This is a genomic window from Pantoea sp. A4 (genome assembly GCF_000295955.2).
GTDB lineage: Bacteria > Pseudomonadota > Gammaproteobacteria > Enterobacterales > Enterobacteriaceae > Pantoea > Pantoea multigeneris.
The window spans coordinates 47,853-63,928 of the sequence record NZ_ALXE01000025.1 but is presented as its reverse complement, the minus strand read 5'-3'; the positions used below and the strand labels follow the sequence as shown (position 1 = coordinate 63,928).

The following is a 16,076-nucleotide window of genomic DNA, read 5'->3' as shown; positions in this document are numbered from 1 at the left end:
GCGTCAGTTCGCTGGTTCTGCCAGCGTCTGGCGCACCCGCCCTGCTTCCTCCCCCGGCGTCACGCCGAAGTAACGTTTAAACTCACGCGAGAATTGCGAAGGACTTTCGTAACCGACACGTACCGCCGCCACACTGGCACGAACCCCTTCCAGTAACAGCAAACGGGCCTGATGTAGCCGATAGCGTTTCAGGTATTGCAGCGGCGACGTTTGCGTTACCGCCTTGAAGTTATGATGGAATGCCGACACGCTCATGTTCACTTCGGCTGCCAGTTGATCCACGCTGAGGTTTTCCGCAAAGTGCGCTTCAATACGCCGCAACGCGCGTGCAATCTGGCTAAACTGCGTCTGGCGGCTCACCAGTGAAAGCAGCGCGCCGCCGCACGGCCCGGTGAGTACATGGTAGATAATTTCCCGCACGATCTGTGGCCCCAGCACGCGGGCATTGCGTTGGTGAGTCATCACATCCAGCAGGCGTTCGGCGGCACAGAGCATTTCTGCGCTCAGGGAAGCGGAGTGAATGCCTGACGTTTGCGGCTGGGGCTGGAAGCTCTCATCATGGCCAATCTCCATCAGCAGATCCTGCACACCGGCAATATCCACGCTAACGCACATTCCCGCCAAGGGTGCTTCTGGGCTGGCCCAGGTTTCACACTCCACCGGTAAAGGCACGGTAAGCATCAGATATTTGGTGGCATCGTAATGAAAAACCGTGCTGCCGAGATAGCCGGTTTTTCGCCCCTGAAACAGAATCACAATGCCGGGCTGGTACATCAGCGGCGTGCGCGGGCAGTGCTGGTTGGCATAAATCAGGCTGACATTGCTGACGGCACACAACTGTTCCCGTTGCTGTGTCATCAGGCTTATCACCTGCTGTGCCAGTTGCTGACAGAGTTCTTCGTTGCCCATAGCGCTGCTCCTCGCGAAAAATTCAGTTTGCCAGCAGACAGTACAAATCACCATCGTTCTGGAGGATCAGGCAAGAGAGCAGTAGAAACAGGCAGCATGTCCTTACACTTCTTGCGGCACAATTCCCCCAGCAGCGCCGTTTGTTGACTAGAATTACTCGTTGTTAGCCCACTGCAAAAGAAAGGAGTTGTTATGGCAGATCAGCCGATTATCAAACTGCATGATGGAAATAAGATGCCCCAGTTGGGTCTGGGTGTCTGGCAGGCCAGCCAAAAGGATACAGAGCAAGCAGTGCTAAAAGCACTTGAGGTCGGTTATCGTTCCATCGATACCGCCGCAATCTACAAAAATGAAGAGGGTGTGGGCCTGGCGTTGAAAAACACCAGCGTACCGCGCGAAGAGATTTTTGTTACCACCAAGCTGTGGAATGACCAGCAGCAGAATGCGGAACAGGCACTGAATGAAAGCCTGAAAAAACTGCAGCTGGACTACGTGGACTTGTACCTCCTCCATTGGCCAGTGCCGCAGCAGGATCACTATGTGCAGGCCTGGGAAGCGCTGATTAAGTTGCAGCAGCAGGGGAAAATCAAAAGCATCGGCGTGTGTAATTTCAACCAGCCACACCTGACGCGGCTCGCGAATGAAACCGGGGTTAAACCGGTGATTAACCAAATTGAGCTACATCCACTGTTGCAGCAGCGAGAATTGCACGCCTGGAATGCCCTACACCAGATTCAGACCGAATCCTGGAGCCCGCTGGCTCAGGGGGGCGAAGGGGTATTTGATCAGGAGATCATTAAGCACCTGGCGCAGAAGTATGGCAAAACCCCGGCACAGATTGTGATTCGCTGGCATCTGGACAGTGGCCTGGTCGTCATTCCCAAATCTGTCACGCCATCACGTATCGAAGAGAACTTTGCCGTGTTTGATTTCCGTCTGGAAAAACCAGAAATCAGTGAAATCACTAAACTGGATCAGGGCAAACGCCTCGGCCCGGACCCGGACAGTTTTAGCGGTTAAAATCGCCCCCGCTCATCCATAAAAAAGCCCGGCATGGTTTGCCGGGCTTTTTTTACTTGCGGGTATCAGACTTAAAACGATCCCGCTGTGGGCAAGACCATCATCTGTCCAGCAGTGCCGCGATCGGCCAGTTCCAGCGTTTGGCTGTAGTAGACAAACGGGAAGTGTTCCGACGAGGTTTGCGGGAACGTCACTAACAGCTCAACGTCACCATCGACCCAGACGGTATCTTTCCAGCCACGATCTTCACCCATCGGTTGTGCACCGTTCACTCGCTTAATCAAGAACATCGCGCCCTGAATATGGAATGACTGCGGGTGGTCTGCGTGCAGGATCCAGCGCTCAAAGCTGCCCTGCTGCACCGTGGTATCAATGCGGTTCAGATCCCATACCGCGCCGTTAATGCCAGGAGAAGCGTCTCCGATACGGAATTCGCGGGTACGGGCTGACATGCCATCGAGGATCTGATCGGCCAGCAGTCGCATCGGCAAATTATCCGTCACCAGGGGCAGTAAGCCGGTTGGGCGTAACGTCAGCACCTGGGTGGATGTCAAAATACTGGACGGCTGGAACAGCCCGCGCAGGCGATCCATCAAGCCTGCGGCAGTACCGGCCGTCACGGTAACAGCATCCCCTTGTGACATATCAATCAGCACTTCACGTCGCTCACCCGGTGCCAGAGAAAGCTGCTGTACCGCGACCGGCGCAGGCAAAAAGCCCTGATCGCTGGCAATCACGGTAAACGGACGGTTATCGCTGAGTGACAGCTCGAAACGACGGGCATTCGACGCATTCAACAGACGCAAACGCACCCAACCGCGCGAGACGTTGATAAAGGGATTTTGCACCCCGTTCACTAACAACGTATCACCGATGAAACCGCCATCCTGCGGCGGGTCATATACGGGGGTGCCAAAGTTATCGAGGCGTTTATCCTGAATAATCAGCGGGAAGTCATCCACACCATAATGTTTCGGCAGTGGCAGCGCTTTGCTGACATCATCTTCAATCAGCCACATGCCCGCCAGGCCATTGTAAACGTGCGGCGCCATGCGATTGGGGGTGTTGGCGTGATACCAACAGGTGGCAGCACCCTGACGGATGGGAAGTACCGGTGCCCAGTCAACACCAGCACTGATCTGGCGCGCCGCGCCGCCCATTAGCGCTCCCGGCAACTGCAAGCCACTCACGGTCATCGCTACCGATTCACTCAGGCGATTACTGTAAACCAGTTTGACATCATCGCCGCTGTAGACGCGCACCGTCGGGCCAAGATACATGCCATTAATGCCCCAGACCGGGGCTTTGTTGCTATCGCCACTGAACGACCAGTTACTGCGTTGCAGCGTCAAAAACAGTGGCTGACCACGGCGCGACTCCAGCAGCGGCGGGATCGGCAATGGCGTATCGCCACCCACAGCAGCCATTGCCGGGGTGGAGAGTGTGCTGCCTAACGCGGCGGCAGCGGAAAGCTGAATAAACTCACGTCTGCTAAAAGACATAAAACATCCGACCTTTTACGCGGGGCGCATCTGCGCCATCCCTTGCTTATTGCTATTGTTATTGCTGTAAAACTGGGCAGGAAACCGGAGGCAACGGGAGTGACCTCCGGGTAGACACTGGGTTAAATCTTACCGCTTTTTTCGCGCTCGGCGACTTCCGCATTCAGCTCTTCCAGCTTGGCTGCCATTAACTCACGGCAATGGGTCGCCAGCTTACGTACCGAAGCCGTTTCAAACTGCTTCACATCTACCGGCGGTAACATCTCGACAATCACCAGGCCGTTCTTCCAGCGATTCAGCTTCACTTTACCGTGGGTATCTGAAACCACCACTGGAATAATAGGTACACCCGCAGCGACAGCAGCATGAAATGCTCCGGTCTTAAACGGTAGCAGGCCACGACCACGGCTGCGCGTTCCTTCCGGGAACATCCAGAAGGAAATGCGCTTTTTGTTAAACTGATCGACTAATTCACCGATGGTGCCGTGTGCTTTAGCACGGTTATCACGATCAATCAGCAGGTTACCCGTCAGCCAGTAAAGCAGGCCAAAAAACGGGATCCAGAACAGGCTCTTCTTCCCTACGGTCACAGTATACGGCTGCACAATTTTGGCTGCGGTAATCATGTCGTAGTTATTTTGGTGATTCGCGATGTAAATCGCATTGCCATACTGCTCTGCATCCGCCGGTTTACGCAGCTCAACCTTCACGCCAAAGACCGTGGAAAGTCGGCCAAACATATGGCCGAAACGCGCAACATGCCGTGGATCGCGCGGCGTAAACAGACACCAGACACAGCCAAAAACACAGACTAAGATTGAGTACAGCACAACAATCAATGTGCGCAAAACGAGTAACATAGTTTCCTCTTTATCCCTTTCCTGAGAAGCGTTGCCTGTGGCTTACTGGTCGCTGCCAGCATCACCCGCACGCTGCGGTGCATCCAGCTCAACCCGGTCAATTTTTTGCAAACCACGCGGGAGCAACGTCCCTTTGCGGCCACGATCGGCACGGAATTTTTGTAACTCTTCGCTGCGCATAATCAGCTTACGCTTACCAACATGCAGGGTCACACTGCTCCCCACAGGCAAGATCACCAGCCAGGCCAGTTTATCCACACCCGATGCCGCTTCTGCCGCCGGAATGGAGATAATCTTGTTGCCTTTGCCTTTGGACATCTGCGGCAGCTCACCCACCGGGAACATCAGCATTCTTCCGGCGGCGGTAATTGCTAACAGCATGTCATCTTCGTGATATACCGCCAATGGCGTCATCACGCTGGCATTCTCTGGTAGGGTTAACAGCGTTTTACCCGCACGGTTGCGTGACACTAAATCACTGAAGGTACAGATAAAGCCATAACCCGCATCCGAAGCCATTAACAGCTTCTGCTCATCCGCTTCCATCAGCACTTGCTGCATCAGCGCACCCGGTGGTGGCGTCAATTTGCCGGTTAGTGGCTCGCCCTGGCCGCGTGCCGAAGGCAGCGAAGTAGGATCAAGGGTATAGCTGCGGCCGGTTGAATCCAGCAAGGCAACCGGTTGATTGCTCTTACCACGCGCCGCCGCGAGGAAGCTATCCCCCGCTTTGTAGCTCAAGCCCGTTGGATCGATATCGTGACCTTTTGCGCTACGGATCCAGCCCATTTGTGACAGCACAATGGTGACAGGCTCGGAAGGCGTCAGCTCAGTTTCACTCAGGGCTTTCGCCTCTTCGCGCTCGCGCAGCGGTGAACGACGCTCGTCACCGTAAGCCGCGCTATCCGCCTGCAGCTCTTTCTTCAGCAGGTTGCTCATCTTACGATCTGAAGCCAGAATCGCCTGCAGCTGATCGCGCTCTTTCTCCAGATCACTCTGCTCACCGCGAATTTTCATCTCTTCCAGTTTGGCGAGATGGCGCAGTTTCAGTTCAAGAATCGATTCGGCTTGAGTTTCGCTCAGCTCAAAACGCGCCATCAGTACTGGCTTCGGCTCATCTTCACTACGGATGATGTGGATCACTTCATCGATATTGAGGAAAGCCTTCAGCAAGCCTTCAAGGATGTGCAAACGGCGCAGTACCCGATCCAGACGGTAATTTAGACGACGGCGCACGGTATCACGGCGGAATACCAGCCACTCACTGATAATCTCCAGCAGGTTTTTCACCGCCGGGCGATTATCCAGCCCAATCATGTTGAGGTTAACGCGGTAGCTCTTTTCCAGATCGGTGGTGGCAAACAGGTGGTTCATCACCTGTTCCAGGTCCACACGGTTAGAGCGCGGTACAATCACCAGGCGTGTTGGATTCTCGTGATCAGACTCATCACGTAAATCTTCCACCATCGGCAACTTTTTGTTGCGCATCTGGGTGGCGATTTGCTCCAGCACGCGAGCACCAGAAACCTGATGCGGCAATGCGGTGATCACCACATCGCCCTCTTCTTTCTTCCAGACAGCGCGCTGACGAATCGATCCACGACCATTCTGGTAGATCTTACGGATCTCTTCACGCGGGGTGATGATCTCGGCTTCTGTTGGATAATCCGGCCCCTGGACGATATCCAGCAGCTGATCCAGCGTCGTCTCAGGCTTATCAATCAGGGCAATCGCGGCCTGCGCAACTTCGCGCAGATTGTGTGGCGGAATGTCCGTCGCCATACCCACGGCGATGCCGGTGGTGCCGTTGAGCAGAATATTTGGCAAGCGTGCAGGCAGCATTTTCGGCTCCTGCAGGGTGCCGTCAAAGTTCGGGGCAAAGTCTACCGTTCCCTGACCTAACTCGCCGAGCAGTACTTCAGCATATTTCGACAAGCGTGATTCGGTATAACGCATCGCGGCGAACGATTTCGGATCGTCCGGTGCCCCCCAGTTCCCTTGACCATCCACCAGCGGATAGCGGTAAGAGAATGGCTGAGCCATCAGCACCATGGCTTCATAGCAGGCGCTGTCACCGTGTGGGTGGTATTTACCCAATACGTCACCCACGGTACGGGCTGACTTCTTAAATTTGGCACTGGCGCTAAGGCCCAGTTCTGACATGGCATAGACGATACGGCGTTGTACCGGCTTCAGGCCATCCCCGATGTAGGGCAAAGCACGGTCCATGATCACGTACATGGAGTAATTCAGGTACGCGTTCTCAGTAAATTTGTGCAGGGCAAGGCGCTCTGCACCATCCTGCGTCAATTCGCTCATTAATCTCTCGTCCTCACTTCGTGTCTCGCGGTGCGAGCCACCCTGCGGTGGTTTGGCGAGGATAGTAACCTATTCAACGAGCTTAGTCACAGGCTGGCCTGCATCCTGCGATCAAAGCAACTTTTACGCGAGTCATAAGCGCCCTCCGGGATTCGGACTCACTGCCTCTGTATCGTCCTGATAAGGAGTTATGCAGCCCGTAATCAGCAGGAGAAGGTGGCCATGTACAGAGGGTCTTTGGGAGGGGGATTTCAGCCAGGAAGCGACAATAAAAAGTAGCGTCACAGTAACGTTACACTACGTCGGCTGAGCTTTGCGTGCGCAGCCTGAAGCTGAAAGAAAGACTATTGGTCCCTATTTCATTACGCCCATCCACTGCCGCGCGATATGTGCGAACTCACTGGTGGAATCTCCCAGGTGGTTCCATGGGGCCAACCCCTGCCGCCAGCTACTTTGCGTATGCGTCACCATGCAGGCTTTTTCTCTGCATTTCAGCAAAGAATGTCCACTCTGCCCGAAGCGATCCTGACCCTGCGCCAGAGTAGAAACCAACAGCAAAAGTGCTAACAGGGGGTAGCTTTTCATCATCATCCCGGAAGGTCCTTTCAGTTACTTCAGGTTAACAAAAGTCAGGCATTGTTGCCTGCCAGGCAAAAGTATTCTGCTTTACTCGACCTTTTTCTCTCTGCGCCAGCCAGGTAGAGTGCAACGCATATTATGCAATTGAATGAGAGAAAACATGAGCAACATTTTAATCATCGACGGCGGAAAAACGTTTGCCCACTCCAAAGGTGAACTCAACCATACACTGACAGAAGTGGCTGCTGCCCAGCTACGTGATTTGGGTCATCAGGTAAGCGTAACCATCGCAGATGATGATTATGTGATTGCCGATGAGGTACAGAAGTTCCTTAACAGTGATGTGATTATCTGGCAAATGCCTGGCTGGTGGATGGGTGAGCCCTGGACGGTGAAAAAGTATATCGATGATATCTTCACCGCAGGCCACGGTGCGTTATATGCCAGCGACGGGCGCTCGCGCAGTGATGCCAGCAAAAAGTATGGCTCTGGCGGCCTGCTACAGGGCAAAAAATATATGCTCTCCCTGACCTGGAACGCACCTCTGGAAGCCTTTACCGATCCGGACCAGTTCTTCGAAGGCTACGGCGTCGACGGGCTGTATCTGCACTTCCACAAAGCCAATCAGTTCCTGGGAATGGAAGCGCTGCCAACATTCATCTGTAATGATGTGATTAAACAGCCCGATATCCCGCAAGATATCGCACGTTTACAGACTCATCTGAACGAAATTTTTGCTTAACTGAAAGCAGGAACCCTATGAGGATGCTGTTATGTTGACTGTTGTTGCCGAGATTTGCATTAAGCCAGGCCGCCGTCAGGCGGTGCTGGATGCGATTAACACTGTAATCCCGCTGGTATTAGCCGAAGAGGGCTGTCATCAGTATGACGCGCTGGTGGATCACCAGGCGCAGGTGCCGTGGAAGCATAACTCACCGGACTCTATTTTCATGCTGGAGCAGTGGACCTCTTTACGCCATCTTGAGCAACATCAGCAGGCTGCGCATATGGAAACCCATCGCGCCCGTATTAAAGATGATGTGCAGGACGTAAAAATCCTGATTTTGGAAGCCGCTAAGTAATTTCTGCACCATTGAGTCCCCGGAGGCAGAGCATTTATCGCCTCGGGGCATCCTGCCTTGTTATAACAGCCCCTGCTCGACAATCTTTTCCTGCAAAAAATCCAGAAAACAGAGGGTACGTGCCGCCAGCGTATTGTTGCGGTAAAACACGGCATGTACCGGCAAACGCTGTTCGCTGGTGTTATTGATCATCACCTGTACCATTTTGCCCTCCTGCCTGTCTTTACGCGTCAGGAAATCAGACAGCCGACCAATGCCCTGTCCGGCAATCACCAACTGGCGGATGGTTTCCCCGCTGGAAGCCGCCAGATCGGGTTTAATCGCCAACACATCTTGCTGTTGATGGCGAACCGGCCAACGGTTGTGCACTTCAGACGCACTGAAGCCAATTAACGTGTGTTGTGCCAACTCTGCGGCGGTTTGCGGATCGCCAAAGCGGGCCACATAGCCGGGACTGGCCATCAGTCGGCTCACCGTGCTGCCCAGCAGGCGGGCATGAAGCGTGGAGTCGCGCAGCTGTCCAATACGGATCGCAATATCGGTTTGCTGCTCCAGCAGGTCAATCACCACATCATCGGTATTCAACTCCAGCTGAATCAGCGGGTAACGGCGGCGAAACTCATCCACCAATGGCACAATCACATGCAACATAAACGGACTAGCCGCGTTAATCCGCAATTTACCCGAGGGCATCTCGCGCCGTTGGGCGATGTGCGTTTCCGCCTGCTCGACTGAGGCCAGGATCTGCCGCGCATGTTCAAGGAAGATTTGCCCCTCTTCCGTCAATGCCAGCCGCCGGGTCGTGCGGTTCAGCAAATTGGTCTGTAGTTTCCCTTCCAGCCGGGTTAATGCACGACTGACGCCAGAACTGGTCTGATCCAGCAACTCCGCTGCGGCGGTGATCGAACCGGTATCCACCACCGCTACCCAGGCACGCAACTCTTCCAGCGTTATTTTCACTCTGACAACTCCTCAGTGGATCCTATAGTTAAAGGCGCGGGTGATGTTATGCCCGTCTCTGGGACGTTTCCTTTTTATTGCGACAGGATCACGGAAAATGAAACTCAACTCTCTGCTCTTCGCAGCGCTGCTACCGTTGCCCGTTCTGGCTGCACCGATTTTCACCCTGCAATCCCAAGACTTTAAAGACAATACCGTACTGCAACAACGCTTTGCAGGTAACAACAAAAACAACCCTTCCTGCACCGGCGAAAACATCTCGCCGCAGCTACAGTGGCAACATGCGCCAGCCGAGACAAAAAGTTTCGCATTGGTGATCACCGATCCGGTCGGTGCGAAAGGATTGGGCGTAACCCACCTTGTTGCCTACAATATCGCGGCCGATCGCAGCAGTTTCGCGCAGGGCGATCTGGCCCAGGGTAACGGTTACACCGGCGGTAAAAACACCCCAGGGACCGATAAATATTATGGCCCTTGTCCGCCCGCAGGTAGTGGCTTGCATCACTATAACTTTGTGCTGATTGCAACCGACCTGCCAGCCAATAGCTTGCCCGCAGGACTAACCCAGCCCGAGCTGTTCGGCAAATTAAAAGGCCATGCCCTGGCCGCGACCACTCTGGTGGGTAGCTTCGCTAATCCATAACACAGCATGCCGCGTCGAGCTCAGATGCGGCACCTCTCCCTCGCGCAAACCCGCACACCATAAACTTAACAACAAGTTAGGGAATTCAACCGCAACTTTTTTGCAGTGTGCACAGGGTCACATCACCCGCGACAAATGCGATAAAAATTTGAACTGCGACACGAAATTGAAATTTCACTTTTAATCATTATGGTGTTTTTTTTTCGTTTGAGTATAACGTTGGGAAGGCCATGCACCTGGGTGCATAGCAATCCGCCTTTCCATGCACCTGGGTGCATGGCGACACAAACCACCAGGCAAAACCCCGATTCATCCCATCGGGATTATTTATAAATATTTGAATAACAAGTTATTTCAGGCAGTACAGAACATCTTAATCCAATAATACGTCACAAGAATGGATGGTTACATGTACAACAAAACGAACCTGCAAAACCCTAACAGGATCAAACTGATTACCCTTGTATCGACCTTCGGGGGGCTCTGTTTCGGTTATGACACCGGCGTAATTTCCGGTGCGCTGATTTTCATGAAGTACGATCTCAATCTGACACCTGTCCAGGAAGGGTTTATCACCTCCTTCCTGCTGTTTGGTGCGGCTTTAGGCTCACTGCTTGGCGGCTATCTCTCGGATCGCCAGGGTCGACGCAAAAACATTTTGTGGGTCGCGGTGATCTTTATTTTCGGCGCGTTGGGGACTGCGCTGGCATGGGACGTTCAGTCAATGATTGTAGCCCGTTTTGTACTCGGGCTGGCGGTAGGCTGCGCCTCGGTTACAGTGCCGGTTTACATCACCGAATTGGCTCGTCCGCAGCAGCGTGAAAGCCTGGTGACCGTCAACGAACTGATGATTGTAACCGGTCAGTTCCTCGCATACTCCGTCAATGCGGCCATCGTCAACTTCTACCCAGATATGTCGCATAACTGGCGCATCATGTTGGCGATCCCCGCGATCCCTGGTGCGCTGCTGTGGTTTGGCATGCTGGCGATGCCGGAATCGCCACGCTTCTTTATGCGCCGTGGAGAGACGGACAAAGCGATCAAAGTCCTGAAAACGGTGCGCCTGCCTGAAGAAGTGGATCGCGAGATCAAAGAGATCCAACAGGTTATTGATATCGATAAGGACAAACTGAAGCTGTCGCAGGAGCTGAAGAAGCCCTGGGTGATCCAGCTGGTTCTGATTGGCCTGATGATCGTCCTCGCGACCCGCGTCACCGGCGTAAACACCATCATGTATTACGCACCAACGGTACTGAAAGCGACCGGACTGGGTGATGCAGCGGCTGTCACTGGGGCCGTGGCCAACGGCGTGGTATCGATTCTTGCCACCCTGCTCGGCATGTCACTGATCGGCAAATGCTCGCGTCGCAGCATGTTCTTTATTGGGCAGTCAGGCGTGACCTTAAGCCTGGTGTTGATTGGCCTTGCCTTCAAGTTCTTCTTCCATAACGAAATGATCAACGGCACTGAAACACTGGTCGCGAACTTTGACGGTGCCAGCTACGTGATCCTTGGCCTGATGCTGGTATTCCTGGTCTTTATGCAGGGATGGATAGCACCGGTCTTCTGGCTGATGCTGGCTGAAATTTATCCGCTGCGGATGCGCGGGCTGGGCATGGGCTTTGCGGTCTTCGGCCTGTGGATCTTCGACTTCATTATCCAGTCCATCTTCCCGCTGCTACTGAGCAACTATGGCGGAGGTATGACCTTCGGCTTCTTCGCTGCGACCAACATCGTGATGTTGATTTTGCTGGTGAAATACCTGCCGGAAACCCGTGGCCTGTCACTTGAACAGATTGAAAAGAAATTCCGTTTTTGAACCAGAGAATCCCTGAGGAAGCAGACATGACAGTAAAAATTGGTCTTATCGGTTTAGGTATGATTGGCCGCGATCACCTGCAACGTTTTAGCAGCGTCATTAAAAATGCCAAAGTCACAGCGGTCTGTGACATCAATAAAAACGCCGCCGACGCCGTTGCCACAGAGTACAACGCAACCGCGTTCTACGACGCCGAAGAGATGATCAACTCTGAGCTGGTGGATGCTGTGTTCATCTGCTCGATTGGCCCGGTGCACAAAGCGCAGATCCTCACCGCATTTAACGCCGGTAAGCCGGTGTTTTGTGAAAAACCCCTGACCCCAACCGCCATTGAAGCCAAAGAGATCATTGAAGCCGAGGTCCGCACTGGCAAACGCCTGCTGCAACTTGGCTTTATGCGCCGTTTCGACCCAGGCTACAACGCCCTGAAAGCCACCATCGACAGCGGCAAACTGGGTGAAATCTTGCTGATGCACTGCGCACACCGCAACGCTTCCGTGCCCGAAAGCTACACGCTGGAAATGGCGGTTAACGACTCCGCTACCCATGAAATCGACATCATTCGCTACCTGCTGGATGAAAACATTGTGTCGGTGCGCGTTGATAAACCCGCGAAGAAAACACGTCGTGCCCTGCCGCATCTGCAAGATCCGCTGATCGTGATTTTCGAAACCGAATCTGGCGTGCGTATTGATGACGAGCTGTTTGTGAACTGTAACTACGGTTACGACATCGGCTGTGAAGTGATCGGGGAAGATGGCATCACTGCGCTGACAGAGCAAGCGTTGACCACCACCCGTACCCAGCACGGCAACAGCCGCCACATTACCACCACCTGCATGGAACGCTTTGCCACCGCGTACGATCGTGAAGTGCAGAACTTTGTCGATCAGGTGAGTGCAGGCGCTGAAATGACCGGCCCTTCATCATGGGATGGCTACGTCGTGGCTCTGGTGTGCGACGCCGGTCTTGCTTCACTGAAAGATGGTGAAAAACACGCGGTCAACATCCCGGAATGCCCGGCCTTATATCGTCAGTAATCTGACGTCACCTCAGGGCGGCGTGAGGACATGATTATGTTAACGGTAGCAGAACAAGACATTTTTTTAGGCTGTAGCGCCAACTCCAAGCGCAAAGCGCTGGAGATTGCAGCGGCTTCACTGGTGGCGAACGGTTATGTCACTGAGGATTACTTCACCTCAATGATGGATCGTGAAAAGGCCCTGTCGACCTATCTGGGATCTGGCGTGGCGATGCCACACGGCACCAAACAAGGCCAGTCAATGGTGCTCAAGACCGGCTTTCAGATCCTGCAATTCCCTGCGGGTGTCAGCTGGGGCGAAGGCAAAGTGGCATGTCTGGTGGTCGCTGTCGCGGCGCATAACAACGATCACATTGATGTGATCGCGGACCTGGCAGATCTGTTCAGTGATGAAGTGAAAACCGAACGCTTACGCCAGATCAAAGAGATCAAACAATTTCTCGACATTCTGCACGAGCGCTAAACACCAGCGCCAGGCAACGCTCATAAGGATCAAAAATGAAACTCGCACTCTGTACTGATGTATTAGCCAACCTCTCCTTCCCGGAGATGTTAGATCGCGTAAAAAGCTACGGCATTTCTGGCGTTGAAATGACGGCCGGTGGCTGGTCTCCTTGCCCACACGTCAATACCAATGAGCTGCTGGCTTCGCCAGAAAAACTGGCACAGTTCCGCGCTGAGCTGGAAAAGCGTGATATTGAAATTGTGGCGCTGAACTGCTCCGGTAACCCGCTGGCACCCGGCGAACTGGGCGCGAAGCACAGCGAAAGCAGCTACAAAGCGGTTGAGCTGGCTGGCAAACTCGGCGTGAAAAAAATCGTCATGATGAGCGGCCTGCCGGGCGGCTGCAAAGAGGATAAGATCCCGAACTGGATCACCTCTACCGTTTCCTGGCCGGACTACATGCCAGGGGTGATCGACTATCAGTGGAACGAAGTCGCTATTCCCTGGTGGAAAGCGTTTACGCAACACGCGCGTAAACATGGCGTAGAGAAGATCGCCATCGAAGAGTTCCCGAGCCAGTTGGTGTACAACCCTTCCACACTGCTGCGCCTGCGTGAAGTGGATGAGATGATCGGCATGAACCTCGATCCTTCTCACTTGATCGCCATGGGTGCCGATCCTATTGCGGCGGCGCGTAAACTGGAAGGCGCGGTATTCCATGTGCATGGTAAAGATGCGCGTATTGAGCGTGGTCTGGCGGACGTGGATGGCCTGCTGGAATACAAGCCCGTCACCGATACCAAAAACCGTACCTGGAACTACGTGGCGGTGGGCTGCGGTAAAGACCTGCTGTGGTGGAAAGAGTTCTTCTCCGTGCTGCGGATGACCGGCTATGACGGCTATGTCTCTCTGGAGATGGAAGACCTGACCATGAGCGTAGAAGCCGGGTTGCAGACCTCGATTGATGCGCTGAATGCCACCCTGAGCCGTTAATCAACGCCTGAATAACAGCGCCCTTCTGCCTCAGCAGAGGGGCGTTTTTTTATCTCAATGACAGCAGAAAGCCGATCGCGACCAGCGCGTAGAATCCCGCACAGATCACATCGAAACTGCGTCGGGCACGATTGAGGTAGTTCTCCGCCGAGCGCGACGAGAAGATCAGCGCGTACAGGCTGAAAATCAGCACCCCCAGCAGCGCACAGGTCACGACCAGAAGATAAACACGCCACTGCGGAGCGCTCGCGCTCAGCCCAACGCTGGTCACGGTAAACCAGGTTAAGGCCGCTTTGGGATTGGTCAGATGCAGGCCAAATCCTTGCAGGTAATAACCCCGCAAGCGCTGATGCTGCCGGGTTGGGCGTGCCGCGAGATCGCCAGAACGCAAGGCACTGCGCACAGCTTTCACCGTGAGCCAGAGGAGATAAGCCGCACCTAAAAGTTTCAGCCACACCATAAAACTCTGTGACGAGACCAAAATGGCTGAAATCCCCAGCGCAGTGAGCATACCCCAACAAATTGAACCGGAGATGACCCCGGTAGCCAGAACAAAACCGGCCCTGCGGCCATAGTGCATGGCAGTATTGGCAATGGATAAGTTGCCGGGGCCTGGCGAAACCGTGCCAATGCTATACACCAGCAAGGCGGCAAAAAACGAAGACATATCCCACATCATCCCTACCCTCTATCCTGTGTTTCCCTGAGGTACCAGTGGTAACTGGCTTCCCGCCAACAGCCCGCTTTAAGCGGAAAAAGCTGGAGGTTAGTTCAACATGAGGTTGTGGCCGATAACAGGTACAGATCTGCGTTTTTTTCGCCGTACAGGACTTTAAGCTTTGCGATGAGATCCGCGTACGATCAGCTCGCCGTAGCGCCAGGCACCCTGATCGGTCCGCTTTTTGTTAATCAATCGGTTGATCGCTTCGTGAATCAGCCGATCTTTACGCTGATCGTAGCTGGTGAGTTGCCAATGGGGATCTGCCGCTTCATCAATGTTATCAAAGCCAACGATCGCGATGTTACAGCCTGGACGATCGTGGATCGCCTGCAATGCGCCAATGGCTAAAATATCATTCTCGCAGAACATCGCTTCCACCCACTGCCCGGGCGGCACTGAATCGAGATAGCTCACCATCGTCTGGTAGCCACGAATTTTGTCGTAGCTGCCGACAATCAGATGCACATCCAGCGCTTTTCCTCGCTCCACCAGGCGATCCCGGTAGCCGTCAAAACGCATCAGGTGCGAGCTGGCAGTGTCTGGCCCTTTCATATAGCCGAAGCGCTGATGACCCTGCGCCAGCAGCAGATCGGCAATTTCGCTGCCCGCACGATGACCATCGATGCTGACGATATCAATACCCGGATTTTCCGTGCTGCGCCCAATCTGCACCAGCGGTACGTGATGCATGGTTCGCGCAACGTCCGCCAGCTCGGCGGTGAGCCAGGTCGCCATAAACAGAATGCCATCCACCTGAAGCTGGTAAGCCAGCGACATCACATCATTATATTTCTGCTTATCAGAGATATTGAGCAGCAGCGCCATATAGCCGCGCTCCTGCAGCTGCCGGGTCACTTCATCCAGCAGCAGCGTCATATTCGGGTTTTTAGTTTCATCCACCGTTACGCCAATAATATGAGTGCGCTTTTGTGACAGGCTGCGCGCCAGCAAATTGGGGCGATACCCCAGTGAATCTGCGGCGGCGAGAATGCGTTCACGGGTTTCGCTCAGGATCGGCGCACCGGGAATAAATGCGCGCGACACGGTCCATTTAGAGACGCCTGCCAGCTTCGCAACGTCGCTGGCGGTGGCTTTGATCCGCGCGTTTTCAGAATCACTCTTCTTCATACTGATTTTTTCCTGCCCTGGCTGAAAACAATAACCGGCTTACCCCACTCTCTGCCTT

The 16,076-nt window shown here is 54.0% G+C and carries 16 protein-coding genes; 8 read left to right on the top strand and 8 right to left on the bottom strand.

The annotated features are described in order from the left end of the window. Window positions 1-3: 3 nt before the first annotated feature. Window positions 4-909, bottom strand: coding sequence for an AraC family transcriptional regulator (locus tag B880_RS0111345; RefSeq protein ID WP_017347529.1), 906 nt, complete (start codon window positions 907-909; stop codon window positions 4-6). A 192-nt stretch (window positions 910-1,101) separates the two neighbouring features. Between B880_RS0111345 and dkgA the strand changes: the two genes are divergently transcribed. Continuing rightward, window positions 1,102-1,929: a 2,5-didehydrogluconate reductase DkgA gene (dkgA, locus tag B880_RS0111340; RefSeq protein WP_017347528.1), complete on the top strand. Its 828-nt coding sequence runs from the start codon at window positions 1,102-1,104 to the stop codon at window positions 1,927-1,929. Between the two features lie 71 nt (window positions 1,930-2,000). Here dkgA and ftsP read toward each other — a convergent pair whose 3' ends face one another. The 4 genes from ftsP to B880_RS0111320 form a co-directional block, all read right to left on the bottom strand. After that, complete coding sequence (ftsP, locus tag B880_RS0111335; RefSeq protein WP_017347527.1) at window positions 2,001-3,431, bottom strand: cell division protein FtsP; 1,431 nt, start codon at window positions 3,429-3,431, stop codon at window positions 2,001-2,003. Between the two features lie 122 nt (window positions 3,432-3,553). Then, window positions 3,554-4,291, bottom strand: coding sequence for a 1-acylglycerol-3-phosphate O-acyltransferase (locus tag B880_RS0111330; RefSeq protein WP_017347526.1), 738 nt, complete (start codon window positions 4,289-4,291; stop codon window positions 3,554-3,556). A gap of 42 nt (window positions 4,292-4,333) precedes the next feature. Beyond that, entirely contained in the window at window positions 4,334-6,607 is a 2,274-nt protein-coding gene (gene parC / locus B880_RS0111325; RefSeq protein ID WP_017347525.1) for a DNA topoisomerase IV subunit A, read from the bottom strand. A 354-nt stretch (window positions 6,608-6,961) separates the two neighbouring features. Beyond that, the gene (locus B880_RS0111320; protein WP_017347524.1) at window positions 6,962-7,198 is read right to left on the bottom strand and encodes a hypothetical protein; all 237 of its coding nucleotides are present in this window, start codon (window positions 7,196-7,198) and stop codon (window positions 6,962-6,964) included. Window positions 7,199-7,346: 148 nt separating this feature from the next. Here B880_RS0111320 and B880_RS0111315 point away from each other — a divergent pair, with 148 nt between their 5' ends. Then, window positions 7,347-7,928 (top strand): NAD(P)H-dependent oxidoreductase, encoded by a 582-nt coding sequence (locus B880_RS0111315; protein WP_017347523.1) that lies wholly within the window; start codon window positions 7,347-7,349, stop codon window positions 7,926-7,928. A 31-nt stretch (window positions 7,929-7,959) separates the two neighbouring features. Further along, a complete protein-coding gene (locus tag B880_RS0111310; RefSeq protein ID WP_017347522.1) occupies window positions 7,960-8,268 on the top strand; it encodes a putative quinol monooxygenase in 309 nt (102 codons plus the stop codon). Between the two features lie 60 nt (window positions 8,269-8,328). Here the strand turns inward: B880_RS0111310 and B880_RS0111305 are convergent, their stop codons facing one another. Continuing rightward, entirely contained in the window at window positions 8,329-9,228 is a 900-nt protein-coding gene (locus B880_RS0111305; protein WP_017347521.1) for a LysR substrate-binding domain-containing protein, read from the bottom strand. Window positions 9,229-9,325: 97 nt separating this feature from the next. Here B880_RS0111305 and B880_RS0111300 point away from each other — a divergent pair, with 97 nt between their 5' ends. The 5 genes from B880_RS0111300 (at window position 9,326) to B880_RS0111280 (ending at window position 14,169) form a co-directional block, all read left to right on the top strand. Then, complete coding sequence (locus B880_RS0111300; RefSeq protein WP_017347520.1) at window positions 9,326-9,871, top strand: YbhB/YbcL family Raf kinase inhibitor-like protein; 546 nt, start codon at window positions 9,326-9,328, stop codon at window positions 9,869-9,871. A 409-nt stretch (window positions 9,872-10,280) separates the two neighbouring features. Next, window positions 10,281-11,690 carry a sugar porter family MFS transporter gene (locus B880_RS0111295; RefSeq protein ID WP_017347519.1) on the top strand — a complete coding sequence of 470 codons (1,410 nt, stop codon included), beginning with the start codon at window positions 10,281-10,283 and terminating at the stop codon, window positions 11,688-11,690. A gap of 26 nt (window positions 11,691-11,716) precedes the next feature. After that, entirely contained in the window at window positions 11,717-12,730 is a 1,014-nt protein-coding gene (locus B880_RS0111290; protein ID WP_017347518.1) for a Gfo/Idh/MocA family protein, read from the top strand. Between the two features lie 36 nt (window positions 12,731-12,766). Then, window positions 12,767-13,195 carry a PTS sugar transporter subunit IIA gene (locus B880_RS0111285; RefSeq protein WP_017347517.1) on the top strand — a complete coding sequence of 143 codons (429 nt, stop codon included), beginning with the start codon at window positions 12,767-12,769 and terminating at the stop codon, window positions 13,193-13,195. A gap of 35 nt (window positions 13,196-13,230) precedes the next feature. Beyond that, window positions 13,231-14,169 (top strand): sugar phosphate isomerase/epimerase family protein, encoded by a 939-nt coding sequence (locus B880_RS0111280; protein WP_017347516.1) that lies wholly within the window; start codon window positions 13,231-13,233, stop codon window positions 14,167-14,169. Between the two features lie 49 nt (window positions 14,170-14,218). On the opposite strand, the gene B880_RS0111275 is transcribed toward B880_RS0111280, so the two are convergent. Continuing rightward, window positions 14,219-14,845, bottom strand: a complete 627-nt coding sequence (locus B880_RS0111275) for a LysE family translocator (RefSeq protein WP_026042578.1) — start codon at window positions 14,843-14,845, stop codon at window positions 14,219-14,221. A 156-nt stretch (window positions 14,846-15,001) separates the two neighbouring features. After that, entirely contained in the window at window positions 15,002-16,018 is a 1,017-nt protein-coding gene (locus B880_RS0111270) for a LacI family DNA-binding transcriptional regulator (RefSeq protein WP_017347514.1), read from the bottom strand. Between the last annotated feature and the right edge of the window lie 58 nt (window positions 16,019-16,076).